The organism is Streptomyces sp. NRRL S-337 (genome assembly GCF_000720175.1).
In the GTDB taxonomy this organism is placed as follows: Bacteria; Actinomycetota; Actinomycetes; order Streptomycetales; family Streptomycetaceae; genus Streptomyces; species Streptomyces siderophoricus.
Genome location: NZ_JOIX01000054.1, coordinates 21,666 through 47,025, shown reverse-complemented (window position 1 = coordinate 47,025; position 25,360 = coordinate 21,666). Strand labels below are relative to the sequence as shown.

23 protein-coding genes and 1 tRNA gene are annotated in these 25,360 nt (G+C 70.6%); 9 read left to right on the top strand and 15 right to left on the bottom strand.

Going from position 1 to position 25,360, the window contains the following annotated elements; translation table 11 throughout:
- Positions 1-108: 108 nt before the first annotated feature.
- Together IG62_RS0129100 and IG62_RS0129095 are read right to left on the bottom strand one after the other, a co-directional pair.
- Positions 109-1,212: an aminopeptidase P family protein gene (locus IG62_RS0129100; protein WP_037839578.1), complete on the bottom strand. Its 1,104-nt coding sequence runs from the start codon at positions 1,210-1,212 to the stop codon at positions 109-111.
- A 196-nt stretch (positions 1,213-1,408) separates the two neighbouring features.
- A tRNA-Thr gene (locus tag IG62_RS0129095) sits at positions 1,409-1,482 on the bottom strand.
- Between the two features lie 180 nt (positions 1,483-1,662).
- On the opposite strand from IG62_RS0129095, the gene IG62_RS0129090 reads away from it, so the two are divergent.
- The 3 genes from IG62_RS0129090 (at position 1,663) to IG62_RS0129080 (ending at position 4,249) form a co-directional block, all read left to right on the top strand.
- Positions 1,663-2,799, top strand: coding sequence for an ABC transporter ATP-binding protein (locus IG62_RS0129090; protein WP_030809689.1), 1,137 nt, complete (start codon positions 1,663-1,665; stop codon positions 2,797-2,799).
- Positions 2,800-3,020: 221 nt separating this feature from the next.
- The gene (locus IG62_RS0129085; RefSeq protein ID WP_030809687.1) at positions 3,021-3,437 is read left to right on the top strand and encodes a hypothetical protein; all 417 of its coding nucleotides are present in this window, start codon (positions 3,021-3,023) and stop codon (positions 3,435-3,437) included.
- A gap of 83 nt (positions 3,438-3,520) precedes the next feature.
- Positions 3,521-4,249: a nucleotidyltransferase family protein gene (locus tag IG62_RS0129080; protein ID WP_030809685.1), complete on the top strand. Its 729-nt coding sequence runs from the start codon at positions 3,521-3,523 to the stop codon at positions 4,247-4,249.
- Positions 4,250-4,460: 211 nt separating this feature from the next.
- On the opposite strand, the gene IG62_RS0129075 is transcribed toward IG62_RS0129080, so the two are convergent.
- The 8 genes from IG62_RS0129075 to IG62_RS0129040 all read right to left on the bottom strand — a co-directional run bounded on the left by IG62_RS0129075 (position 4,461) and on the right by IG62_RS0129040 (position 12,118).
- Positions 4,461-4,799: a hypothetical protein gene (locus IG62_RS0129075; RefSeq protein ID WP_158795138.1), complete on the bottom strand. Its 339-nt coding sequence runs from the start codon at positions 4,797-4,799 to the stop codon at positions 4,461-4,463.
- A 172-nt stretch (positions 4,800-4,971) separates the two neighbouring features.
- Positions 4,972-6,603 carry a DoxX family protein gene (locus IG62_RS0129070; protein WP_078872311.1) on the bottom strand — a complete coding sequence of 544 codons (1,632 nt, stop codon included), beginning with the start codon at positions 6,601-6,603 and terminating at the stop codon, positions 4,972-4,974.
- A 210-nt stretch (positions 6,604-6,813) separates the two neighbouring features.
- Positions 6,814-7,767, bottom strand: a complete 954-nt coding sequence (gene rlmB / locus IG62_RS0129065; protein WP_030809678.1) for a 23S rRNA (guanosine(2251)-2'-O)-methyltransferase RlmB — start codon at positions 7,765-7,767, stop codon at positions 6,814-6,816.
- A 128-nt stretch (positions 7,768-7,895) separates the two neighbouring features.
- Positions 7,896-9,290 (bottom strand): cysteine--tRNA ligase, encoded by a 1,395-nt coding sequence (cysS, locus tag IG62_RS0129060; protein WP_030809675.1) that lies wholly within the window; start codon positions 9,288-9,290, stop codon positions 7,896-7,898.
- A 142-nt stretch (positions 9,291-9,432) separates the two neighbouring features.
- Positions 9,433-9,837, bottom strand: coding sequence for a PPOX class F420-dependent oxidoreductase (locus tag IG62_RS0129055; RefSeq protein ID WP_030809672.1), 405 nt, complete (start codon positions 9,835-9,837; stop codon positions 9,433-9,435).
- A 140-nt stretch (positions 9,838-9,977) separates the two neighbouring features.
- Positions 9,978-10,496, bottom strand: coding sequence for a 2-C-methyl-D-erythritol 2,4-cyclodiphosphate synthase (gene ispF / locus IG62_RS0129050; RefSeq protein WP_030809669.1), 519 nt, complete (start codon positions 10,494-10,496; stop codon positions 9,978-9,980).
- Complete coding sequence (gene ispD, locus IG62_RS0129045) at positions 10,483-11,229, bottom strand: 2-C-methyl-D-erythritol 4-phosphate cytidylyltransferase (RefSeq protein WP_030809666.1); 747 nt, start codon at positions 11,227-11,229, stop codon at positions 10,483-10,485. The genes ispF and ispD overlap by 14 nt, the downstream gene beginning before the upstream one ends.
- A 406-nt stretch (positions 11,230-11,635) precedes the next feature.
- On the bottom strand, positions 11,636-12,118 hold the full coding sequence (locus IG62_RS0129040; protein WP_003953493.1) for a CarD family transcriptional regulator: 483 nt from the start codon (positions 12,116-12,118) through the stop codon (positions 11,636-11,638).
- Positions 12,119-12,900: 782 nt separating this feature from the next.
- On the opposite strand from IG62_RS0129040, the gene IG62_RS0129035 reads away from it, so the two are divergent.
- Entirely contained in the window at positions 12,901-13,542 is a 642-nt protein-coding gene (locus IG62_RS0129035) for a hypothetical protein (protein WP_030809663.1), read from the top strand.
- A gap of 146 nt (positions 13,543-13,688) precedes the next feature.
- Here IG62_RS0129035 and IG62_RS0129030 read toward each other — a convergent pair whose 3' ends face one another.
- Entirely contained in the window at positions 13,689-14,369 is a 681-nt protein-coding gene (locus IG62_RS0129030; protein ID WP_006603892.1) for a response regulator transcription factor, read from the bottom strand.
- Entirely contained in the window at positions 14,366-15,634 is a 1,269-nt protein-coding gene (locus IG62_RS0129025; RefSeq protein ID WP_030809659.1) for a sensor histidine kinase, read from the bottom strand. Before IG62_RS0129025 ends, IG62_RS0129030 begins: the two co-directional genes overlap by 4 nt.
- Before the next feature lie 388 nt (positions 15,635-16,022).
- Here IG62_RS0129025 and phoU point away from each other — a divergent pair, with 388 nt between their 5' ends.
- A complete protein-coding gene (gene phoU, locus IG62_RS0129020) occupies positions 16,023-16,700 on the top strand; it encodes a phosphate signaling complex protein PhoU (RefSeq protein ID WP_030809656.1) in 678 nt (225 codons plus the stop codon).
- Positions 16,701-17,130: 430 nt separating this feature from the next.
- On the opposite strand, the gene IG62_RS0129015 is transcribed toward phoU, so the two are convergent.
- On the bottom strand, positions 17,131-17,379 hold the full coding sequence (locus IG62_RS0129015; protein ID WP_030414360.1) for an SCO4226 family nickel-binding protein: 249 nt from the start codon (positions 17,377-17,379) through the stop codon (positions 17,131-17,133).
- Between the two features lie 197 nt (positions 17,380-17,576).
- Between IG62_RS0129015 and IG62_RS0129010 the strand changes: the two genes are divergently transcribed.
- Positions 17,577-18,014: a DUF7144 family membrane protein gene (locus IG62_RS0129010; RefSeq protein WP_051798746.1), complete on the top strand. Its 438-nt coding sequence runs from the start codon at positions 17,577-17,579 to the stop codon at positions 18,012-18,014.
- 1,684 nt (positions 18,015-19,698) lie between these two features.
- On the opposite strand, the gene IG62_RS0129005 is transcribed toward IG62_RS0129010, so the two are convergent.
- Entirely contained in the window at positions 19,699-20,946 is a 1,248-nt protein-coding gene (locus IG62_RS0129005; RefSeq protein WP_030809651.1) for a hypothetical protein, read from the bottom strand.
- Positions 20,947-21,106: 160 nt separating this feature from the next.
- A complete protein-coding gene (locus IG62_RS0129000; RefSeq protein ID WP_234326799.1) occupies positions 21,107-21,442 on the bottom strand; it encodes a winged helix-turn-helix domain-containing protein in 336 nt (111 codons plus the stop codon).
- A 215-nt stretch (positions 21,443-21,657) separates the two neighbouring features.
- On the opposite strand from IG62_RS0129000, the gene IG62_RS0128995 reads away from it, so the two are divergent.
- From IG62_RS0128995 to IG62_RS0128985, 3 genes are all read left to right on the top strand, one after another.
- The gene (locus IG62_RS0128995; RefSeq protein WP_158795136.1) at positions 21,658-22,728 is read left to right on the top strand and encodes a sigma-70 family RNA polymerase sigma factor; all 1,071 of its coding nucleotides are present in this window, start codon (positions 21,658-21,660) and stop codon (positions 22,726-22,728) included.
- Complete coding sequence (locus tag IG62_RS45365) at positions 22,725-23,537, top strand: HNH endonuclease (protein ID WP_078872307.1); 813 nt, start codon at positions 22,725-22,727, stop codon at positions 23,535-23,537. The genes IG62_RS0128995 and IG62_RS45365 overlap by 4 nt, the downstream gene beginning before the upstream one ends.
- 173 nt (positions 23,538-23,710) lie before the next feature.
- Complete coding sequence (locus IG62_RS0128985; RefSeq protein ID WP_234326798.1) at positions 23,711-25,156, top strand: ATP-binding protein; 1,446 nt, start codon at positions 23,711-23,713, stop codon at positions 25,154-25,156.
- Positions 25,157-25,360: the final 204 nt, after the last annotated feature.

The following is a 25,360-nucleotide window of genomic DNA, read 5'->3' as shown; positions in this document are numbered from 1 at the left end:
AGATGTGTATAAGAGACAGCCCCCCAACCGTTGATGCCCACCGAACCTGAGATCGCAGACCGACGGGGCCCGGTCCCGCCCCTACGCCGCCGGGCCCCACCCCTCCCCCTACCGCACCACCGCCATCCCCCTCGCCGTCTCATTCAGCCGTCGGCCGCCCGTCTCCGTGCACGTCACGATGTCCTCGATCCGCACCCCGAACCGCCCCGGCAGATAGATCCCCGGCTCGATCGAGAAACACATCCCCGGTACGAGCGGCAGATGTTCGCCCTCCACCAGGTACGGCGGCTCATGCGTGGTGACCCCGATGCCGTGCCCGGTCCGGTGGATGAAGTACTCGCCGTACCCCGCGCTCTTGATCACCCTCCTGGCCACCCGGTCGACGTCCTGGCAGGCGATGCCCGGCCGCACCGCCTCGAAGGCCGCCTGCTGCGCCTCCCGCACGATGTCGTGCACCTTGCGCTCCTCGGCGGACGGCTCGCCCACGTGAACGGTGCGCGACGTGTCCGACCCGTACCCGTCCTTCAGCCCACCGAAGTCGAGCACGACCATGTCGCCGTCCTCGATGACCCGCTCCCCCGCCTCGTGGTGCGGATTGGCGCCGTTGGGGCCCGACCCGACGACCGTGAAGTCCACCTGGCTGTGCCCGTGCTCGATCAGCAGCCGGGCCAGGTCCGCGGCCACCTCCGACTCCCGCCGCCCCTCGAAGCGAACGCCCAGGATCTTCTCGTACGTGGCGTCCGCGGCCGCCCCGGCCGCCGCCAGCCGCGCCACCTCGTGGGCGTCCTTGACGGCGCGCAGCATCGGCAGCACCTCCGTCAGCGCCGCGTACCCCGCCCCCGGCACCGACCGCTGGAGGCCCAGCAGATGCAGCGCCCAGGTCGCGTCCGACACCCCGTAACGCCCCTCCGGACGCATCCACTCGGCGAGCTCCGCATACGGGTCCGCACCATCACTCCACCCGGAGACGTCCAGCGCGGCCGCCCCGACGGAGTGCTCAGCATCCGGCTGCTCCAATACGGGCACCAGCAGCCGCGAACGCCGGCCCGGCTCGATCAGCAAAGCCGTCAGCCGCTCGGTGACCGCGGGCGGCCGGTAGCCGCACAGCCACACCAGATCCGGCCCCGGCGTCACCAGCAGCCCGGCCAGCCCGGCAACGGCCGCCGCCCGCCCCGCCCGCTCCAACCGCCGCTCGTAGTCCTCATGCGTCATCGAAGTCACCATGCCGGCGAACTTACGCCGCGAACCCCACCACCCCACCCCAAACCCGCCGCAACGAGCGACTCCTCGACGCCCCCGGGCCCCCACCCGACCGACTCCGGAAGCACCCCCCGACGAAACACACGAAGCCCCAGGCCACCACCGGCCCGGGGCTTCGTCCCGTTCATCCCTGTTCATTCACACTCAGAGCCCCCTGTCGGATTCGAACCGACGACCTTCGCTTTACAAGAGCGGTGCTCTGACCAGCTGAGCTAAGGAGGCGCGCCGGAAGAAGTGTACCCAGGCGCGCCGGGTGGCGGGTTCCTTAATTTGGTGGGGCTGGACTACTGACACGGAGGGCCGCCGCGGGTAGCGTCACGGGGAAGTCCGCATCAGTGGACTAAACCACTCCTTTTACTCGGATCGTCCGGCACGTTCCTGCCGGTGAAGGGACTCATCACCATGGCTACGGTCACCTACGACCAGGCATCCCGGATCTACCCGGGTTCCGACAAGCCCGCCGTCGACAAGTTGGACATCGCCATCGAGGACGGCGAATTCCTCGTCCTGGTCGGCCCCTCCGGATGCGGCAAGTCCACCTCCCTGCGGATGCTCGCGGGGCTGGAGGACGTCGACGGGGGCGCCATCCGCATCGGGGACCGCGACGTCACCCACCTTCCGCCCAAGGACCGGGACATCGCCATGGTGTTCCAGAACTACGCGCTCTACCCGCACATGACCGTCGCCGACAACATGGGCTTCGCGCTCAAGATCGCCGGCGTGCCGAAGGCCGAGATCCGGCAGAAGGTCGAGGACGCGGCGAAGATCCTGGACCTCACCGAGTACCTGGGGCGCAAGCCCAAGGCGCTGTCCGGTGGTCAGCGGCAGCGGGTCGCGATGGGCCGGGCGATCGTGCGGGAGCCGCAGGTCTTCCTGATGGACGAGCCGCTGTCCAACCTGGACGCGAAACTGCGCGTGCAGACCCGTACGCAGATCGCCGGGCTGCAGCGCCGGCTGGGGATCACGACGGTCTACGTCACCCACGACCAGGTCGAGGCCATGACCATGGGCGACCGGGTCGCGGTCCTCAAGGACGGGCTGCTCCAGCAGGTCGACTCGCCGCGGAACATGTACGACCGGCCGGCGAACCTCTTCGTGGCCGGGTTCATCGGCTCGCCGGCGATGAACCTCGTCGAGGTGCCGATCACCGACGGCGGGGTGAAGTTCGGCAACAGCGTCGTACCGGTGAGCCGGGAGGCGCTGACCGCGGCCGCCGACAAGGGTGACCGCACGGTGACCGTGGGCGTCCGCCCCGAGCACTTCGACATCGTCGAGCAGAACGGCGCCGCGGCGAAGTCGCTGTCCAAGGAGAGCGCGGACGCCCCGGCCGGTCTGGCCGTCACCGTCAACGTCGTCGAGGAACTGGGCGCCGATGGCTACGTGTACGGCACCGCGGAGGTCGGCGGCGAGATGAAGGACCTGGTCGTCCGCGTCAACGGCCGCCAGGTGCCGGAGAAGGGCACCCAGCTGCACGTCGTGCCGCGGCCGGGCGAGACGCATGTGTTCTCGACGTCGTCCGGGGAGCGCCTGTCCGACTGAGCCGGAGCCGGCAGCGGGCCGGAGTGTGAGTGGTGGCGGTGGCGGGTAGGACCCGGCGCCGCCACCGCTGCGTTCACAGCCGTACGGCGCCGCACCACTGGGGACAGAACGGGCTTTTCGTACCAGTGCGTCAACATCACTACTGGACCGACGAGGCATTACGTCGCTCGATAAGGTGACCAAATGTCGCCAAATCATCACTCCTCGCTACCATCACGACCGTGAACTCCGCAGCCCGCCGCATCGGCAGAACCCTCGCCCTCGTCCTCCCCGTCGTCCTCGTACTCTCCGGGACCCTCGCGGTCACCCGGGTCCCGTGGGCGACGACGGCCACCGACTCCCAGATGCTGACCGCGTCCTCCGGGAGCGCCTCCACCAAGGCCGACCCGGCCGCCCCGCAGGAGGCCCTGCGCAAGCGTCTCCTGGTGGAGCTCCAGGAGAAGGACCCCGGCGTCGCCCTCACCGACCTCCAGAAGGCGACCACCAAGCACCCCTCGCTCGCCAGGCACTGCGCCTCGATCGCACGTGACCTCGGCCGGGCAGCGGTCGCCAAGTACGGTGCCGCGCACCGCGCCCAGGCCTACTCCCGCCCGGTCTGCGACACCTCCTTCGCCACCGGTGTCGCGGCCGCCCAGTGACCGTTCCCGCCCCGCCCGGCCAATGACCGCTCCCCGCCCCGCTTAGCCACCGACCGTTCCGCGCACCCCATAAGGTGCGAAGCATGACAGGCGCCCAGCATTCGTACCCCACGCAGGCCGTGGTCCTGGCCGGCGGCCAGGGCTCACGTCTCCGCCCGTACACCGATGACCGCCCCAAGCCGATGGTCGAGATTCCCGGCACCGGAACCCCGATCATCGGCCATCAGCTGAACTGGCTGGCCGAAGAGGGCGTGACGGACGTCGTCATCTCCTGCGGCCACCTCGCCGAAGTGCTCCAGGAGTGGCTGGACCACGCACAACTCCCCCTGCGCGTCACGACGGTTGTCGAGACCGAGCCGCTGGGCCGCGGCGGTGGCCTCAGGTACGCGGCCGGCTCGCTGCCCCGCCCGGACGAACCCTGGTACGCCACCAACGGCGACATCTGGACCCGCTTCCCGCTGCGCGAGATGGCGGCCTTCCACCACGAACGCGACGCCGAGGCCACGCTGGCGCTGGCCCGCCCCCGCCTTCCCTGGGGAATCGTGGAGACCGACGCGTTCGGGCACGTACTGGACTTCATCGAGGCGCCGCCCTCCCCGTACCTCATCAACGCCGGCGTCTACGTCTTCTCCGCCGCCTTCACGGGCCTGCTGCCGGTACGCGGCGACCACGAGCGCATGACCTTCCCGCGCCTCGCCCGCGAACGCCGAATGGCCGGCTACCCGCTTCCGCACGGCGCGTACTGGCGCGCCATCGACACGGCCAAGGACCTCACCGAGGCCGCCAAGGAGCTGAGCGCGCAGGGCCGTTGAGGGGCTCACGGGCGGCCCGGTACGCCGCGGCTGACCCGCGCGGTGCCCTCAGGCAGCCTGAACGCCCCTGAGTGGCCGCTGCGGCCCTCAACGCCCGCCGGTCGACTTCCGGGGACTCCGGATGCTCCCCCTCACCGCGTACGGGCCCCTGACGGCCGTACGCGGCGCCCTGCGGGGCCCTGGGCAGCGGTTCGGGGCGGGCCGGCGCGACTCAGCCGTTCGCTTCGGACCAGGCGTGGAACGCGACGGCCCAGGCCATGATGTCCTGCGCCTTCTTCGCCGAGACCTTCACCGTTGTGCTGTCTCCGTCCGCCGCACAGACCACGACAGACAGTGCGCCGGTCTTCTTCTTCAAGGCGAAGGCGAACACGCCGGTCACGAAGAGCCGGGTCACGGTGACCCGCTTGCCCGTGCCGTCGATGGTCTGGACGGTGGCACCCCTCGCGGGGGCCCGCCACTGGTTGACCCTCAGGGTCCCGTCGCCGTCGAGGGATATCGGTGCACCGCGCGGCGGCCGAGGTGGCTTCGGAGCGGGCTTCTGAGACGACATGGCGGGCCCCATTCGCTGGTCGGTCAGCAAATGATGCCCGCGCCGCACAACCCCTGCGCCGATATTGCCGATCCGTGATCGCGGCCCCATATACCGCCGCCCACCTCCCGGAGGGGGTGGGCGGCGGCAGAAACCCAGGGGGCTGGGCGGCAAGGGGCCCCTGGCCAGAAGCTCAGCCCAGCAACCCGCCCAAGGTGCTCCCGCGGCCCCCGGAGTCCCCGGAGCCGGCCGAGCCCGTGGAGCCCGTGCCGGTCGTGCCGCCGCCGGTGCCGCCCGCGGAGGGGGCGTGGGACGGGACGGAGGGACGGGACGGGACGGTCTGCTGCGGGGCGCTGGTGGTCGCGCCGGGCTGCTGCGAGAGACCGGTCGTGGCGCCCGTCGAGCGGCCGGTACCCGGCGTGGACGCGGACGGGCGGGGCTTGTGGGCCTTGTGCGAGGCGCCCGCGGACGGCGTGCCGGCGCGGGAGGCGCCGCTGCCGGGGTGGTGCCGGCCCGGCCGGGTGGTGTTCTTCCCGGGGCGGGGCAGGGGCGAGCCGGGCAGGTTGTTGATCGCGGGCTCACCGGGCCTCGGCACGGGCGTGACCGTCGCGGACCGTACGGCGCCGCCGAGCAGCGAGCCGATGAGCAGGGTCAGGCCGGCCACCATCGTGGTCATCATCGCGCCGCGGCGCAGTACCCGGCGGCGCAGGTCGGCGACCTCCACGCGGGGCCCGAGCCGCCGCCACGCCTCGCCGGCCAGCCGGCCGTCCATGGAGTAGACGGGGGCGCCGGCGATGATCAGCGGGCTCCAGGCGGCGAGGTAGATGATGTCGGGCGCGTCGTAGGCGGGGACCGTGCGCCAGCTGACGGTCATCAGCAGTGCGGCGGAGAGCAGCGCACCGATCGACGCGGCGAGCCGCTGCCACAGTCCGCAGATGGTCAGGACGCCGACGACGACCTGGAGGAAGGCGACGGTCAGGCCGGCGCCCACGGGGTGGGCGACGGCGAAGTCGCGCAGCGGTACGGCCAGCGCCCACGGGTCGAGCGACAGCAGCCACTTGACCATCGAGCCGCGCTCCCCGCCGTCGAAGTAGACGGGGTCGCAGAGCTTGCCCATGCCGGCGTAGACGGAGATCAGGCCGAGGAAGATCCGCAGCGGGAGGAGGACGACGCCGAGGTTCATCCGGCGGCCCGGGTAGTAGGCGTGCCGGACGGAGTCGGCGCCACGACGGCGGGACCCGGTGTCGTACGGGTCCCGGGCCTCGAAGTGGTCGTCGTCGTAGCCGTCCTCGGCGGGGCCGCGGCCACCGTAGGCGTTGCGGTAGGGGGGCTCGCCGTTGTTGTCGGCGTAGGCGCTGCCCACGGGGCGTACGCCGCGCAGCAGGGTGCGGTCGGATTGGGCGGGGCCGCGCTGGCCGATCACGGTCGTCTGGGCGGGGGCGGACTCGTCGAGCCGGACCCGCGGCAGGACCTGAGTCGTGCCGACGTCGTCGCCCGGGCCGCCGTCGAGGCCGATGCCCGCGTTGCGCACCGCGTGCAGGAGTTGGGTGGTGGCGCCGGCCGTGCCGCCCGGTGTGGTGCGGCCGCTCCACACCACGGGTGCCCGGCGTCGGGCACCGGAGGACGGTGCGCGGACGGCGGGGATGCGCGCGGTGTCGGCCATGGCGTCACCCGCCGCGGGCGCGGCGAGCTGTACGCGGAAGCTGGCGTGGTTGACGATGACCTGCGCGGGATCGCACGGCACCTTGACCGAGCTCAGGCCCGGCTCGTCATCGAAGCCCGGCGAGCGTCCCCCCGTAGGCGTGCGGGGTGTTCTGGTGTCCACGCTCATCTAACCGAGTGACCCGCGGTTAAGACACTGCCTTGACCGGGTCGATCTGTCCGAGACCCGTCAAAAGATCACGGGATGCGGGATGAGCGCCCAAAAGGCCCACGGAGGGTCAGGTTGTGCCCCAGGGTGGCCGGGGACGGGACGCGCAGGCGCGGGCCTGGGGGCGGATACGCAGACGTACACGCCCCCGGGCCACGGGCCCGGTCAGGCGCGCCGGCGGGCCGCCTCCCACAGGACGACACCGGCCGCGACACCGGCGTTCAGCGACTCCGCGCCGCCCGGCATCGGGATCCGGACACGCACGTCGCAGGTCTCGCCGACCAGGCGCGACAGGCCCTTGCCCTCGCTGCCGACGACGATGACGACCGGGCCGTCCAGGACGTCCAGGTCCTGCAGCTCCAGCTCGCCGTCCGCGGCCAGGCCTACGACGGTCAGACCGGCCTTCTGGTACGACTCCAGGGCGCGGGTGAGGTTGGTGGCCCGGGCGACCGGGGTGCGGGCGGCGGTGCCCGCGGAGGTCTTCCAGGCGCCGGCCGTCATCCCGGCGGCCCGGCGCTCCGGCACGACCACACCGTGGCCGCCGAAGGCGGAGACGGAGCGGACGACCGCGCCGAGGTTGCGCGGGTCGGTGACCCCGTCCAGCGCGACGATCAGCGGGTCCTCGCCGGCGTCGAAGGCGGCCGCGGCGAGGTCCTCGGGGTGGGCGTAGTCGTACGGCGGGATCTGGGCGACCAGGCCCTGGTGGTTGAGGCCGTTGGTCATCCGGTCCAGCTCGGGGCGCGGCGCCTCCATGAGGTTGAGGCCGCGCTCGGTGGCGAGCTGCAGTGCCTCGCGGACCCGCTCGTCGCTGTCGATGAACTGCTGGACGTACAGCGTCGTGGCGGGCACGCCCTCGCGCAGCGCCTCGACGACCGGGTTACGGCCCACGACCAGCTCCGCGGTGCCCTTGGCGCCGCCGCGGCGGGGGGCCGGACGGCGTGCCGCGGCGTGCTTGGCCTTGGCGTTGGCCACCCGGTTCTTGACGTGTCCCTTGCGCTCGGAGGCGGGCGGGGTCGGGCCCTTGCCCTCCAGGCCCCGGCGCCGCTTACCGCCGCTGCCGACCTGGGCGCCCTTCTTGTTGGACGTGCGGCGGTTCCTGCGCTGGCTGTTGCCGGCCATGGGTCACCTGTTTCTTCACTGCTCTCGACGTCTCGCGACGTGGAGTGGGTACGTACGTATGGAATGAGTGTCGCCCGTGTCCGCCGGGAAGGGCGAATCCGGCGGCCCGCCCGCCGGCGCGACGGGGGTCAGGACAGCGACCAGCGCGGGCCGGAGGGGGTGTCCTCGATGGCCAGGCCGGACTGCTGGAGCTGGTCGCGGATGGCGTCGGCGGTGGCGTAGTCCTTGCGCGCGCGGGCCGACTGCCGCTGGTCGAGGACGAGGCGGACGAGGGAGTCGACGACGCCGTGCAGGTCCTCGCCGCGGTCGGTGTCGCCGCCGGACCAGCGCTCGTCGAGCGGGTCCAGGCCGAGCACGCCGAGCATCGCACGCAGCTCGGCGAGCCGGGCCACCGTCGATTCCTTGTCGTCGGCGGTCAGCGCGGAGTTGCCCTGGCGGACGGTGGTGTGCACGATCGCCAGCGCCTGCGGGACGCCCAGGTCGTCGTCCATCGCCTCGGCGAAGGCCGGCGGGACCTCGGCCGCGGGCTCGACGACGCCGGCCTTCTCGACGGCCCGCTGGACGAACCCCTCGATCCGGGCGAATGCCGCCTCCGCCTCGCGCAGCGCGTCCTCGCCGTACTCGATCATCGAGCGGTAGTGCGGGGTGCCGAGGTAGTAGCGCAGCACGATCGGGCGCCAGCGCTTGACCATCTCCGAGACCAGCAGGGAGTTGCCCAGCGACTTGGACATCTTCTCGCCGCCCATGGTCACCCAGGCGTTGTGGGTCCAGTACCGGGCGAAGTCGTCCCCGTACGCCTTGGCCTGCGCGATCTCGTTCTCGTGGTGCGGGAAGACGAGGTCGACGCCGCCGCCGTGGATGTCGAAGGCGGAGCCCAGGTACTTGTGGGCCATCGCCGAGCACTCCAGGTGCCAGCCCGGACGGCCGCGGCCCCAGGGCGTCTCCCAGCTGGGCTCGCCCTCCTTGGCGGCCTTCCACATGGCGAAGTCGCGGGCGTCGCGCTTGCCCGTCTCGCCCTCGCCGGACGGCTGGCGGAGTTTGTCCAACTCCTGGTTGGAGAGCCGGAGATACTCCGGGAAGGACGCGACGTCGAAGTAGACGTTGCCGTCCGCGGCGTAGGCATGGCCGCGCTCGATCAGGCGGCGCATCATCTCGATCATCTCGGGGATGTGGCCGGTGGCGCGCGGCTCGTAGGTGGGGCGCAGGCAGCCGAGGGCGTCGTACGCCTCGTTGAAGGCGACCTCGTTCTCGTAACCGATCGACCACCACGGGCGGCCCTGCTCGGCCGACTTTGCGATGATCTTGTCGTCGATGTCCGTGACGTTCCGGACGAACGTCACGTCATAGCCGCGGTACGCGAACCAGCGGCGCATGATGTCGAAGTTCAGCCCCGACCTGATGTGCCCGATGTGCGGGGCAGCCTGCACGGTCGCACCACACAGGTAGATCGAGACGCAGCCCGGCGTGAGCGGGGTGAAGTCGCGAATCTGCCGGGCGCTGGTGTCGTACAGGCGAATCGTCACGGAACCAGGGTAGTCGGAACCTGGCAGTGCCCCGCGACGCATCGGCCACGGGGACACAGAACCGTCATATCCGTCCGATTTGCCGGAAGTAAGGCCTGAAGTCGAGGCTGCTCGCGGTCGCTTCCGTCCTCCACGGGCGGCGTCAGATACTGCCGACCACCTTGCGCGGCGTGATCCGGACCACCACGCGCTCGGCGTCCTCGCCGGCCGCCGGGTTGAACTCGGCGTAGGGCTTGCCGGTGTACTTCCGCGACAGTTCGTCGATCAGCTGCTGCCCGCCCTCGGTCGTCAGCGACGCCGTACCGCGGATCTCGGCGTACGTATAAGGGGCGTCGAAGGGCTGGACGACCACGGAGACCCGCGGGTCGCGGCGGAGGTTCTTCTCCTTGCGGCGGCCGACCGTCGTGGAGATCAGCAGGTCGTCGCCGTCCCGCTTGACCCATACCGGCGAGAGCTGGGGGCTGCCGTCGGGCTGGATCGTCCCCAGCGTCACGAAGACGGGGGTGTCGAGGAGCTTCTTGAGTTCGCCGGACAGGGTGGCAGTCACGAGGGGTCCTTCCCGCAGGCCGTTCCGAGGGACACGAATACCCCGATCCTGCCTCAACACCCGTGCGCCGCCCGGCATTCCGCCGGCCACCGCGGGTCCGGCCGCCCGCTGGGGAGCCGGCCGGACCCATACCTTCCGTATTACGCCGTGCGGAAGACGATCGCGGTGGCGACCGCCGCCAGGCCCTCGGCGCGGCCGGTCAGCCCCAGCCCGTCCGAGGTGGTCCCGGAGACCGAGACCGGCGCGCCGACGGCCGCCGAGAGCGCCTTCTGGGCCTCGTCGCGCCGCTTGCCGACCTTCGGGCGGACGCCGATGACCTGCACCGCGACGTTGCCGATGGTGAAGCCCTCGGCGCGGACGATCCGGGCGGCCTCGGCCAGCAGGGTCACCCCGGAGGCGCCGGACCACTCGGGACGGCTCGTCCCGAAGTGCGCGCCCAGGTCGCCGACGCCGGCCGCCGAGAACAGCGCGTCGCAGGCGGCGTGCGCGGCCACGTCGCCGTCGCTGTGACCGGCCAGCCCGTAGCCGTCGCTCTCCGCGGCGTCCCACAGGAGCCCCGCACACCACAGCTCACGGCCCTGCTCAAAGGCGTGCACGTCGGTGCCGATGCCTACGAGGGGGACGAGCGGGCCGACGGGGATCTGCTCAGACGTAGCCATCGGTGGCCCTCCTCCGGGCGAGTACGGCCTCGGCCAGGACCAGGTCCAGCGGCCGGGTCACCTTGAACGCCTCCTCGTGACCGGGGACGACCACGACCGGTACGCCGAGCCGCTCCGCCAGTCCGGCGTCATCGGTGGCGCCCTCGCCCTCCACCACGGTGTCGTGCGCCTTGCGCAGCATCGCGAGGTCGAAGCCCTGCGGGGTCTGCACGGCGCGCAGCAGGGACCGCTCGGGGGTGCCGACGACCGGCTCGGGGGTGCCCTGGGGCTGCGGCTCGACCTGCTTGACGGTGTCGGCGAGCGGCAGGGCGGGGACGACGGCGGGCGCTCCGGCGCGTACCGCCGCGATCACCGCGTCGACCGTGTCGACCGGGACCAGCGGGCGGGCCGCGTCGTGCACCAGCACCACGTCGATGCCCTCGGGCAGCGCGGCCAGGCCGAGCCGTACGGATTCCTGGCGGGTCTGCCCGCCCGGGACGACGACGAGCTCGGTGCGGTCGGCGAGCGGGTACTCGTGCAGCAGGCGGTCGACCTCGGTGGCGCCGTCGGACGGGGCGACCACGACGATGTGGGAGACGGCCCGGGAGGCGGCCATCGCGCGGACGGCGTGCACCAGCATGGGGGTGCCGCCCAGCGCGCGCAGCGCCTTGGGGGTGCCGGGACCAAGCCGGACACCGCGGCCGGCGGCCGGGATCACCACGGCGGTGCGGATCGGGCGGGTGGGATCTGACATCGATGGCTCCGGAGTCCGGGGCGAGCCCGGAATTGGGGCAGACAGGTTTGTTTCCTCGGACGGGGTGGGTATGGCCTGGGAGAACCCCGGCCCGTAAGAGCTGGGGGAGTGCCGGGTGCGACGCCTTGACCGGACCCTTCCGTGACATCGGTCGGGGCAGCTGCCCGGACTCGGCACACCTGGGTGGGCCCGGCGTTACGCCGGCAGCCCGCCTTTCACGGCCCGGCCCGTTTCACCGCCGGTCCGTCACAGCGCGATATTCACAGCAGGAATCACCGTCAGCGTTCACAGCCAGATATGCCGCAGCGCCCGGCAACAGACCCTCCACAGGGGACGGTCGTCACTCGGGCACCGCGGCATTGCTACGTCGCTCGTCGCTGCGTCGGCGGGGTGCCGGACAGCGTCGTCAGGACGCGAGGACCTCGTCGAGCAGGGCCTCGGCCTTGTCTTCGTTGGTGTTCTCAGCGAGGGCGAGCTCGCTCACCAGGATCTGGCGGGCCTTGGCGAGCATCCGCTTCTCACCTGCGGAGAGTCCGCGCTCCCGCTCGCGCCGCCACAGGTCACGCACAACCTCGGCGACCTTGATCACGTCGCCGGAAGCAAGCTTCTCAAGATTTGCCTTGTAGCGACGGGACCAGTTCGTGGGCTCTTCGGCATACGGTGCGCGCAGCACCTCGAAGACCCGGTCCAGCCCGTCCTGACCAACCACGTCGCGTACGCCGACGAACTCCGCATTGTCCGCTGGCACACGAACAGTCAAGTCGCCCTGGGCGACCTTCAGCACCAAGTAGGTCTTGTCCACGCCTTTGATCTGGCGAGTTTCGATGGCCTCGATCAGCGCGGCCCCGTGATGGGGATAGACCACGGTGTCGCCAACCTTGAACGTCATGTGACAGGTACCCCTTCCGTGGCTATCCATGCTAACACGGGAACGGACCGTTCTGAATGGCGTTTTCGCAGGTCAGGGCATATCTCGGGGCTTGACAACAGCGACCGGAACGTGCTTCGAGGGGGTCCAGGATGCGGGTATTCGCAGGTCGGAGGGGCTTCTCGGGTGAGCGGAAACGTGCCCGTCACGCGCCCGGGAGCCCTTGATCGACAGGTCGAAAGTACCGTTTTGCACGGATCCGCATGAGCGAGTTCCGCTACTCCGTTCGGCTGCTCAGGGCCTCTCCCGACCGATTCCCGAATTGATCACCGTCCGGCGGTCGAACGATGTGATCAATTCCGCGGGGCCTTCACATTCCCTTCGAATACTCCTTTTCGGCCGGGGAAAGTGGCGCGGATTCGGCGGGCCGGGACCCGAACGGCCGCCCGGGATATTCCGACGTGTTGTCGGTGTCCCTTCATCGCGGTTGTCGTCGGGTGTTCCGCGCCCGCGTGAGTGTTCCGCACGGGCGGCTGCGGATTCCCGCCCCTTCGCCGGCCGGGGCCCCGAACCACGGCCGTCGATCCCCGGGCCGCGCGCAGCCTGAGGGCCCATGATCCCGCTGGGGGCGGGTCGGGTGCGGCGGCGCGGGGACGGCTCGGTAACCTAGCGGCGCTGACACACCCTTAGGGCGGCTTTACGTGCCCGTCGTCATGACGCGTACGCAAGCCCGCCCCAGCCGTCCATCCGCGACCGGGCACGAACGTTCGGCCGCCGTAGCTCGTCAAGGAGATGCCGCCGCCGTGAGCCGCAGCCTTCGACGCGGCGTCCTCGCCGCCACCGTCCTTTCGCTCTCGATCGCCTCGCTGTCCGCCTGCGCGGCCGGGAACGACGCCCAGACGCTGCAGGTCAAGCCGGACAACGCCGCGACCTCCGCGGGCGACATCAAGATCCAGAACGCGTCCGTGGTCACCCAGCCCGACCTGAACGCCAAGGGCCCGGCCGTGGTCACCGCGACGGTCTTCAACAACGGCGCGACGGACCAGAAGCTGACCGCCATCTCCGTCAACGGCACCGGCCAGTCGGCCAAGCTGACGCCGGCCGGCGGCTCCGCGGGCGCGATCACCGTGCCCGCGGGCGGTTCCGTCGTGATCGGCGGCCAGGGCAACGCCTCGGCCGTGCTGGCCAGCGGCCGGGAGGCCGTCCAGGACGGCAACCTCCAGCCGCTGACGTTCAGCTTCAGCTCCGCCGGCAAGGTGAAGCTGGGCGCGTACGTCGTCCCGGCGAAGGACTACTTCCAGGGCTACGGGCCGGCCGTGGTGCCGCAGCCGTCCGGCTCGGCCTCGCCGTCCGAGTCGGCCTCGCCGTCGGAGTCCGGCAAGCCCAAGGCCGGAGCGAGCTCCCTCTCCCCCAAGCCGTCGGCCTCGGTGCACGGCGCGCACTGAGCCACGGCCCTCAAGGGGCCCGGACAACGCGTCAGGGGCGCCCATCCCCCCGGATGGGCGCCCCTGACGCGTACTCCGGCACGCCGCCGCGCGCACCTGCGTGCGGCGGCCACCGGCGCCCCCGAGAGGGTGTCTCTACGGTGTCTCTACGGCTCGAACTTGTAGCCCAGCCCGCGGACCGTGACGAGGTAGCGCGGCGCGCCCGGGTCGGGCTCGATCTTGGCCCGCAGGCGCTTGACGTGCACGTCGAGGGTCTTGGTGTCGCCCACGTAGTCGGCACCCCAGACCCGGTCGATCAGCTGCATGCGGGTCAGCACCCGGCCCGCGTTGCGCAGCAGCATCTCCAGGAGGTCGAACTCCTTCAGGGGGAGGTCGACCTTGCCGCCGGAGACCGTGACGACGTGGCGGTCCACGTCCATCCGGACCGGGCCGGCCTCCAGGGCCTGCGGGGTGACCTCCTCCGGCTCGCCGCGGCGGCGCAGCACGGCGCGGATGCGGGCGACCAGTTCGCGGGAGGAGAAGGGCTTGGTGACGTAGTCGTCGGCTCCTATCTCCAGGCCGACGACCTTGTCGATCTCGCTGTCCTTGGCGGTCACCATGATGACCGGGACGTTGGAGCGGCCGCGCAGCTGGCGGCAGACCTCGGTGCCGGGCAGGCCCGGCAGCATCAGGTCCAGCAGGACGAGATCGGCGCCGTTGCGCTCGAACTCGTCGAGTCCGTCAGGGCCCGTAGCCGCGATGGCTACCTCGAAGCCCTCCTTGCGGAGCATGTACGACAGTGCATCGCTGAACGATTCCTCGTCCTCGACGACGAGCACTCGGGTCACGGAAGGACCTCCGGGGCTGGGTGGGCAGGGAGCGGATCGTTGAAGGTCTCGTACGGGCGGTCCTCGTCGTCGAGGCCCTCCGCGGAGAGGTCGTCGGGCCGTTCGCGGTCGCGTACGGCCCCGGCTTCCGGGAGACGCAGGGTGAAGGTGGAGCCCTGTCCCTCAGCGCTCCACACCGTGACCTCCCCGCCGTGCGAGGCGGCCACGTGCTTGACGATGGCGAGGCCGAGGCCGGTCCCGCCGGTGGCGCGGGAGCGCGCCGGGTCCACGCGGTAGAACCGCTCGAAGATGCGGTCCCGGTCCCTTTCGGATATCCCGATGCCCTGGTCGGTCACGGCGATCTCGATCAGGTCGCCACCGGGCGCGGAGATCCGCCGGCCGGCGATCCCGACGCGGGTGCGGGCCGGGGAGTAGTTGACGGCGTTCTCGACGAGGTTGCCCAGGGCCGCGGCGAGCTGGCCGCGGTTGCCCCAGACGCTCAGCTCGGCCGTCCCTCCGGTGGCCATGGTGATCTGCTTGGCGCCGGCCTGCTGGCGGCAGCGGTCGATCGCCTCGGCGACGAGCTCTTCGACGCGGACCGGCTCGGCGTCCTCCAGCGGGTCGTCGTTCTGGACCCGGGAGAGGTCGATCAGCTCCTGGACGAGGTTGGTCAGGCGGGTGGCCTCGTTCTGCATCCGGCCGGCGAAGCGGGTGACCGCCTCGGGATCGTCACTGGCGTCCATCACGGCCTCGGAGAGCAGCGACAGCGCGCCGACCGGCGTCTTGAGCTCATGGCTGACGTTGGCGACGAAGTCCCGGCGGACCGCCTCTATGCGGCGGGCCTCGGTGAGGTCCTCGACCAGCAGCAGGACGAGCCGGGAGCCGAGCGGGGCGACCCGGGCGGAGACCGCGAGCGCCTCGCCGCGGCCGGTGCCCCGGCGCGGGAGGTCCAGCTCGACCTGGCGTATCTCGCCGTCCCTGCGGGTGTCCCGGGCCATCTGCATCATCGGCTCGACGGCGAGCTTGCCGCCGCGGACCAGCCCGAGCGCGTACGCCGCGGAGCTGGCCTTGACGACCGCGTCGGCCTCGTCGAGGACCACGGCGGAGGAGCGGAGCACCGACAGGACGGTGTCGACGCCGGGCGGCAGCACCGCGTCCGTGTGGAGCGAGGAGCGGGTGGGCTTGGCCTGGTCGCGCTCGCTCCAGCGGAACGCCAGCATGGCGAAGACACCGGTGCACAACCCGGCGATCGCTGCCACTGCGGCGACGGCCGCATCCACGTTCATGACTCCAGAGTATGTGCCGGGTCCGACACTCCCCCAGCCTCGCGAGCCGCTGCTCGGACAGCCGTCGCCCAGAGTTCACCGTGGCGTCCGCACGGGTTCACTCCGGATGCCGGCGCCGGGCGGGCGGCCGCCCCGGAGGCGGTGGCCGGTCGCCCAGAGTTCACCTTGGCGTCGGCACCGGTTCACCCCCGGTGGCACCGCAGGTCGCGATCCGGCCGCAGGGTGAGGGTGCGGTCCGGGTGACGGGCCGGTGCCGCCCGGGAGTGGACCCGCGCGGACACGGACCGTGAGAGCGTGGACACCGGACCACCGCCGGGACCCACCGCCGCACTCCCCCCACCCCACGCGACACACGACACCCGACACTCGACGCGAGAGAAGGACACAGATGCGGGACGCGTACCACGAGGAGCTGGATTCGATCGGCGAGGGCCTGGTCGAAATGGCCCGGCTCGTCGGCTCCGCGATCGGGCGCGCCACCACGGCGATACTCGACGCGGACCTGAAGCTGGCCGAGCACGTCATCGCCGGCGACGAGAAGGTCGACGACCTCCAGCGCGACCTGGAGGCCCGGGCGATCGCCCTGCTGGCGCGCCAGCAGCCGGTCGCCACCGACCTGCGGATCGTCGTCACCTCGCTGCGGATGAGCGCCGACCTGGAGCGCTCCGGCGACCTGGCCCAGCACGTGGCCAAGCTGGCCCGGCTGCGCTTCCCGGAGACGGCCGTGCCGCGCGATCTGCACGCCACCATCCTGGAGATGGGGCAGCTGGCGCAGCGCCTGATGGCGAAGGCGGCCGAGGTCATCATCACCAAGGACGTCGACCTGGCGCTCCAGCTGGAGCAGGACGACGACGCGATGGACCTGCTGCACCGCGCGCTCTTCCAGCACCTGATGGACGACCGCTGGAAGCACGGCATCGAGACGGCCGTGGACGTGACCCTGCTCGGCCGCTACTACGAGCGCTTCGCGGACCACGCGGTGTCCGTCGCCAAGCGGGTGGTCTACCTCGTCACCGGTGAGCACGCCGACGAGATCGCCCCGCCGACGCCGGTCGAGGGCGCGTAGATCCGTGCCGCCGGTCGGGGCGCGTGGAGCTGCCGGGCCGGCCGGGGGCGCATAGGCCCGCGGCCCCCCCGGTACGCCTGCCTGTGCGCCACCGTGCGCCGTTGCGGTGTGCCTCCACGCGCCGTTGACGCGCCTCGGCGTGCGGGCATGCAATGGCGTCAGGTGACCCCTAGGAGGCAATGCATGGCACTCATGGCGGACTCTCCGAACCCCGCGTCCCCGCACACCCCGACGGTCGGCGACCGTCCGCAACTCCCGCTGCTCGCCGGGTGCAGCTGCGGTCCCGGTTGTAGCTGCGGCTGCCAGTCGGGCGGCGCCTGCCAGTGCGGCGGCGGCTGCTAGCGGCCCGTCACGACGGACTTTCGTCACGACAGCACGGCGCCACCCGGGCCCCGGCCGGCAGCGATACCGGCCGGGGCCCGTTGTGCGGTCACACGCTGAGCGTCAGCCGGTGGACCTCGTCCGCCTTGTGTCCGGCGCGCTCGTGGATGCGCTGGACGGCCTCCGCCGAGGGCGCCTCCGACAGGCAGAACACCTCACCGGAGTCGGTGTCGGCCCAGGCGTGCTCGAACGTCACGCCCTCCTCGCCCTGGATGTCGAGGTCCGCCTGGTGCGCCTCTCTGAGCTGATCGGCCGTGAGGCCCTTCATATTGCGATGGATGTCCATGAACTTGGGCATCGCTCTCATCCTTCCCGTCGCGGATGAATACCGCCTGCCCCACCCCCGGCACCCCTCCTGTCCGCCCCATCCCTTCCATGCTGCCCCCGCCCGCCCCGGACGTCCCCCGGGACGCCGCCCGCGCCTCGCCCCAACGGCTCGCCCCAACGGCTCGCCGCCGGTTGCGCCGCCGTCCTCCGCCCGGCGAGATGGGACGCATGGAGTCGAGTCAGCCCCCACCGGAAACCCGTCGCGTACCGCCCGCCGAACGGTCCCACTGGGTCGCGTTCGCCGGCATCCTGCTGATGCTGAGCGGCCTGTTCGACCTCATCAACGGTTTCGTCGCCCTGCTCGACAAGGGCTACTACTCCACGACCGCCAACCACGGCAACCGCCTGCTGATCTTCGACTTCGCCGTCTGGGGCTGGGTGTGGATCGTCACCGGCGTCGCCCAGGTCCTGGCGAGCCTGGGCGTCTTCCTCGGGGCGCGGGCCGCGCGGATCACCGGCATCGTGCTGGCCTCCGCCTGCCTCGTCGGCCAGCTGATCTTCCTGTCGGCGTTCCCGTACTGGTCGATCTTCGTGATGGCCATGTCGCTTTTGGTCATCTACGGCCTGGTCACGGTCCCCCGGCGCCTGCCGGGGGAGCGCGTCTGAGGACACCCGTACGCAAACAAGCCCCCTACCCGCGCGAAAACCGCAGGTAGGGGGCTTGATCGCGCGGGCTTACTTCTTCTTGCCCTGGGTCTGGAGGGCCCGTTTTTCGCCCCTGGTCAGCGGGCCGCGCACACCAACTGACCTGCGGTCGGGCGGTTGTTGTTGGTCGTTGCCTGTCGTCCTCGGTCGTGCTCGGAGGGCCCAGAGAGGGCCCGGCCGGGAGCCCGATCTGCCGCTATCGATAGCGGCCCGACTCGCTAACGTTAGCAGCCCCGATAGCGGTCAAAACGGTCGCTGACCAGCGCGATAGCGGATAGCAACTGCCGCGACGGAACGCCCGAAAACGGGCCTGGACGCCCTTGTGCCCTCTGCGGGGCCTCGCTATCAGGCTGGCCACTCCGGCCCGCCAGCGCTATGCCTACGAGGGGCTCACACGCGCCCGGGTCGAGGCGGCCATCGAAGCACCGGAAGGCACCACCGAACGCAACGAGAGTAGTCACAGACTGATGGAGGAAGGTGGTGGAGGCACCGGGACCTGATGGAGAACTCCACCAGACGGTCCACCACCCACCTCCACCGGCCCCCAACTGCGCAAACGACACATCGATGGACCTGGTGGCCCTGATGGAGGCGTCCTCCAGCGGCCCCAGAAGCCCGGCTTTCGGGTGCTGGCCCACGCGAGATCACCCGCCGCCAGCCCCGGCGAACATCTCCTCGCCCGCGCGGCAGGGAAAAGAGCAAAGAAGGACCGCCCTTCGGGCGGACGACTCATCGGCCGCCCGCCCGAGATGCTTCCTCCGCGCCGCACGCGACCGCGGCGCCACCAGATGCGGCTCAGGACGGCTTTTCACCAGGGGGCGCCCGGTGAAAAGCCGTCCTGCTGTGCCTTCCCAGGGGCGGCCGGCAGACGTGGGCGTGTGCCGGCCGCCCCTACCGCTTCGAGTGGCGCGCCAAGGCTTTTCAGGGGGGCGCAGCCGCAGCTCTCTGAAAAGCCGTCTCCAGCCGTCCTAGAGAGTTGAGGGAAAACAGCGTCCGCAGCGTCCGCCGGGCTGCTCGCACCCTTCCTGAGCTGCACTGTTCCCGCGGACGCTAAACAAATCGTTTAGCGTCCGCCAGCGTCCGCAGCGTCCGGTCACGCTCCCCTACTAAGAGCCGCCTTGGGGCTGGTCAGGACCGCTCTTAGCAGGGGCTGGGTCGCGGACGCTGCGGACGCTGGCGCCGGGGGAAGATGCCACGCCCGTCGGGGGCAGGGTGGTTTCTTCATCCGTCGACGAGTGCCAAAGAAGCTGGAACATGCGGGGGCAGTCCTACCCTCGTACAAGCAAGAAGAGCACGCCGGGCCGTGGTGCTCTTCTTGTTTGTGCGCGGTAGGGCCGCATGTGCGCCGCGGCGCCTCAGCACGCACAGCGGCCGTCGCGCGCGAGCGGAGCGAGCTGCCAAGGGTCGCGCGGCCTTCGGCCGCTCCTTTTATCGCTCTGCGTAGCCGATGCATCAGTACACGACGTTGCTAGGTCTAGCAGCCCGGGTTGCTAGACCTAGCACCCTCGCTAGCAGCTCCAACGCACCCTGAGCAGGTACCTAGCATCTAGCAGCTGATACGCGAGAACCCCGATTTCGCCAGGAAATCGGGGTTGCGGGCAGGAGCCCAGTCGCTAGGCCAGCAGCACCAAGACGCAACGGAGAGTCACTGAGGCAGGAATCCGGGCTTCTCCTGTCCAAGCTGCCGAAGGTGGGCAAGGTACTCCTGAGCAGCGGGCTCGGACGCGTAACGACGCTTCATCTCAGCAGCCAGTTCACGGCTGGTCATGATGAGCGAGGGGACCGACTGGCGTTCACCCTCAAGGGCGCGTTCGCCCATGATGAGCGCCTGGTCGAGGTCGCCCTCGCGGGCAGCGGTGACGCCCAATGTGACACGGGCCTCTGCGTTGCGCATGGGCATCCGCTCCATGCCGTCGAAGTCCGTGCCCGCGCGGAGTACCTCCTCCGCCAGCGTCCGGGCGAGCTTGTCCTCCCCCACCAGCCGATAGCAGTCCATCGCGTAGAAGTCGAACTTGGCCGGGTCTACGACGAAGTGGTTGTCGAGGTTCTCGGGATGCGGCATCCCCTCCAGCAGCCGGCGCCCCTTATCGAGAGCCACCTCGACCTGGCGGCGGTCTCCCAGCCGAGCCCATGCCTTCGCCTCTTGTGCGGCAAGCTGTACAGCGACGCCGTGGTGCGCCGCCAGTTCGCCCCCTGCCTGTGCCGCCGTGACAACACCGCGGTAGTCGCCGGTAGTGAGAGCGAACCACGCGCGCATCTCATGGGCCCATCCACCGATCTCGGCGTGTTCAGCCTCGGTAGCGAGCGACAGCGCGGCTCGCCGAGTCGACTCAGCGGCATGGCGGTCGCCCGTGTCGTACTCGACGCAGCCAACCAGGAGCGCGAGCCAGCCGGAGAGCGCAAGCACTTCCCGGTGCTGTGCGAGCGTGAGGCTCTTGGAGTGGAGCTCCACGACGCGACGCAGCCACTGCCGCCCCTCAATGAGGAGCTGCTCGCTCGGCATGTACGGGTACTCCGAGCAGAGACGATCTGCCGTCATGCGCAGAGCATCGAGCGTGGCAGCGTCTACGTCGGAACGGTTGAGGCGACTCACAATCTCCAGCGTCTCCATGCCGCTGGCGGCGAGAATCTCGCTATTGCCGTCCCGGCGTGCCGGCGCGGGGAAAAGCGCGTGCGTCACGGTGCCGAACACGGCTGCGAGGAGTGGACGGTAGAACTCGTTCGGGATCTGCCCGGACTCCCATCGCTTCCACTGGCGAATCATGCTGTCGTCGCCGGGGAGCTCTTCCGTGGCGTGGGCCCGGAGCGCCCTCACGGCATCCCGCTGTGACCAGTCGCGAGCTGCCCGCTCGGCTGCGATGCGTCGCGCCCATGCGGGCCTGTCGTCGCTCATGCGCCCTCCTCCGAGTGCCTACGTGCCGAGTCTCGCGCGGGAACCGTGGGGACAGGCAAGGGGACAGCGAGGTGACACCGGACATGTCCCCCGCTCTACTCCACTGCCCCCTTGGTGTCACTTACTTCACGTGCCCTGTTCCTCGCATGCTGGTTGCAGATCACGCACCACTTGGGACGGAGCGACCTTCGAGCGCTGCGACCCGTTCAGTCAACGCCTGAATCTGGGAGCGGAGTTCTTCGATGTCGTCGTGCACGTCGTTATTCGCGCTGGAACCGTCGCTCACGAAGTTTCCGAGGTTGCCGGCCGAGACGATTAGCCCCTCGGTGCGCAGTGCAGCCAGCCCGTTCTGGATGGTCTGGCTCGCGTACCCGAATCGGTCCATGAGCTCTCGCTGCGACGGCAGGCGGTCGCCCGGCTTCATCTTCTTGATGTCCTCGCGGAGCGCGTCCGCTACCTGCACAGCCTTCGGCTTGGGCCCTCCTGTGACAGTCATGCTCTGAGGGTACCCACCACAGCGAACTAGAGCGCAGCACCGCACGGGGGTTGTGCATCACAGCAGACTAGTGCAGGCTAGTCAGCAGCGGGGCGCCCAATCCGGGGCGTAACTTCCGTGAAAAAGCCCTGGTCAAAGCCAGGGTTTCGACAGGGAGCGGCGCTAGCCGCCAAGCACAGACACCGCTCCCCGACCCACGAAGGGGCACTTCCATGATGCCTGGAATCGTTGCGAAACGGTCCACCGAGCAGGGCACGACGCTGCGTGCGGCCCGCGTTGCGCGGGGCTGGAGTGTGGCGCAGCTGGTGATGCGGATGCGGCAGGTCGCGTTCGCGCAGGGAATCGAGCTGGCGAGCAAGGCGAACGCCGTCGAGACCTGCGTCCGGAACTGGGAGCGCGGCAAGTACGTACCGAACGCCGTCTACCAGGGCATCCTCATCGAGGTCTACCAGATGACCCGCGAGGAGCTGGGGCTCCCCGAGGAGCGTGTAGCGCAGGCCATCGACGCGGAACGCTGGGGCCGGATCTTCGAGAAGTACCACGTGTGGACCCTGCGCCGGATCCGCTTCAGCGTGCAGGATCACGCGCTCGCGGAGGACCTGGCGAGCGAGGTGTTCGAGCGCATCGGCAAGAATCTGCACAACCTCCAGACCGAAGACGACGCCCTGCACGGCTACCTGGCCGTCCAGGTGCGTTGGGTGATCGCGGATCACCTGAGGTCGAAGCGGGTGCAGCGTGAGCTGCTGGCACTGCCGGCGGACGAAGACATGCCGCGCCATGACCCGGTTGCGACGGACGCCCTTTCTCAGCCGGAGACGTTCGTGTTGGACCGCGCCGACCTGGAGGGGATGCTCGGTCTGCTTCCCGACCAGCAGCGGTCTGTGGTGGCCTTGCGCGTCTTCCACGGCCTGAACATGAACCAGATCGCGGTACAGCTCGGCATGTCGCAGTCCACCGTGTGGAGGCGGTACACGGAAGGTATCGCCACTCTGCGCCGCCACCTGGAAGGCGGTCAGGCGCCGGAGCCGGTCACGGCCGAACGGGAGTGGACGGTGCAGGCTCGTGCAGCCCTGTTGGCGGCAGCCTCCAGCGGTCGGCGGTTCACCATCCGGGACCTGATCTACCAGTACGGGGCGCCGGAGCCGGACACCTACTTCCAGTGGCGTCCGCTCTTCGAAGAGCTGAAGGACGACGGCGTCATCCAGCGGGCGGGCTACGCGCACGGCAAGCGTCAGGCGTGGATCGGTATCGCCGAGGAGCCGGCCGCCATGGCGGTTGCAGCATGAGCTACCCCAAGCCGCACCTGAATGCGGCCCGTCGCCGGGCGAGGAAGCGCACCCTCGCCCGGCGGGACGGGGCCCTGTGCACCTACTGCCGCATCCCGTTCACCGACCTTCGGCAGGCCACCATGGATCACGTCGTGCCGCTCTCGCTGTACCGCACCTGGCGGGCGGCGGATCTGGTCCTCGCCTGCCGGCCGTGCAACACGGCCAAGAGCAACCGACTCCCGCTGCTGATGGCGCTGCTGCTGTGCGCCACGGTCGACCGTGACGCGGAAGTCACGCAGGTCAGCTCCCAAATGCCCCCCGTCGCAACGCCTGTTGTGACGACCGTGACGCCTCGGTGCGTCACGCTCCTTCGGGAGCTTCCGGCTGGTGTCCGTGAACACCTGACCCGCCGCCGTGAACACTCGGCGGACGGCGTTCACGGACGGCCGATCGGTGCCGTTCATGAACAGCCGATCGGAGCTGTCCGTGAACACTCGCGTGAACACGTTCACGGCTCGATCGGGGAGGCGTTCACGCCCGACTGGGCGTTGCTGGCCCGACTCGCCCACGCCCGACAGACAGCCGACCGATCGACCGCGGCGAAGGCTCTTCAGGAGCGCACGCCCCTTGGGCGTAAAGGGGAGCAGGCACCCGACCGTACGCCGAATCGATCGATGTGTGACCTGCCCGTACGCACCGCCGCCTCGGCCGTGCGGGGGCGTACGGATCGACCGTACGCAGGTGTGCGCATCGGCCGTACAGGTGCGTGCGGACCGGATGCTCAGACGCGTACGAGTCGGCCGACCGATGAGGCGGTGTGCGCATGACGACCCGAACCGATCGACCCGTCAACGGCCACGCCCAGCCTGGCAAGAGTCGACCCAACCCGGCCGCCACGGCCGCGCCCCGATCGACTCGCGGCGCGAACGATGGCGAGGGGAAGAAGCCGTCGGCTGCCTCCCGGCTGGTCGGTCTCGCCCGTGAGGGGTACCGGTTCGTGATGTCCACCGACGGCCGCCCCTACGCAGTCGCCCTGGACGGGGCGAACCTCGCCCTACCGATGCGGGGCAAGGCGGGCCTGCGCCAGCGCCTCGCGCGGCTGTACGCGGACACCTACGACGGCGAGGTTGCTTCGCAGTCCGCCCTCGCCGACGCGATGACGGTGCTGGAAGGCATCGCCGACGCGGACGACCCGGTACCGGTGAGCCTGCGGGTGGGCAGTGCGCCTGCCGGCGGCATCGTGGTGGACCTGGGCACGGCCGACGGCCGCGCGGTGACCGTGACCGAGACCGGCTGGGAAGTTGTCGAACGCTCCCCGGTGCTCTTCCGCCGCTCCGGTGCCATGGGACCGATGCCGACCCCGCACCTGGACGGCGACGGTCTGGCCAAGCTGCACGCGCTGCTGAACATGGACGCACCCACCTTCCGCCAGCTCGCCGCTTGGCTGGTCGCTGCGTGGATCCCGCACATCCCGCACCCGGTGCTGACGTTCAAGGGCGAGCAGGGCACGGGCAAGTCCAAGACGGCCGAGATGGTGGTGAACCTGATCGACCCGTCGCCAGCCAGCAAGCGCAGCCAGCCGCGGGACATCAAGGCGTGGGCGGCGCAGGCGTTCAACTCCTGGGCGCTGTGCCTGGACAACGTCAGCACCATTCCGCCGTGGCTATCGGACACCCTGTGCAAGGCGGTGACCGGTGACGGCATCGTGGACCGGGCCCTGTACACCGATGACGACGTGGTGGTGCTGACCTTCCGCCGGGTGCTGGCCATGACCACCATCGACGCCGGTGCCCTCGCCGGAGACCTCGCCGAGCGGCTGCTGATGCTGGACTTGCAGTTGATCGAGGAGGACCGGCGCCGGACCGAGGAAGAGCTCAACGCCGCGTTCGAAGCGGTCCGCCCAGCTGTACTGGGAGCTCTCTTCGACCTGCTGGCCTGCGTCCTGGCCGTCCTGCCGTCCATCAAACTGGACACCCTGCCGCGCATGGCGGACTTCGCCCGGGTGCTGGCGGCCGTCGACCAGGTCATGGACTGGCACACGCTGGACGACTACCTGGCCACCTCCGCGAACGTCGCCACGGACGCGCTGGAGGGCGACCCGTTCGGCGCCGCCATCGCGGCCCTGGTCGACCGGGACGGCGAATGGTGCGGCACGGCCGCCCAGTTGCTCGATGCCCTGCCCATCCCGGGCCTGGTCCGGCCGCAGGGCTGGCCCAAGGACGCCACCCGCGCCGGCGGCCGGGTCAAGCGCCTCGCGCCGCTGCTGCGGTCCATCGGGATCACCGTGGACGACACGCAACGTAGCCGGGACCGGCACCGGCACAAGCTGCTGATCCTCTCCCGCGCACCCGACGCACAACAGCCAGCGTCCGCGTCCGAGCAAGCCTCTCTCTGGCCTGAGGTGGCCCCCATCGGGCAGGCAAGAACGCCACCTGACCAGCCCTGACGTAGCCGGAACACCCACCGGGCCGGGCCGCACACCAGCGGCCCGGACACGTCGAAGCTGCGGACGCTACAGCCGTCCAGCGTCCACAGCGTCCGCACCAGCGTCCACACCCCTCACCCGCACTGGCCTGCGGCAACGCGGCCGTGCGGACGCTGGAACGCTGCGGACGCTGAAATACACCAACTCTCCAGGACGGCGACCGGC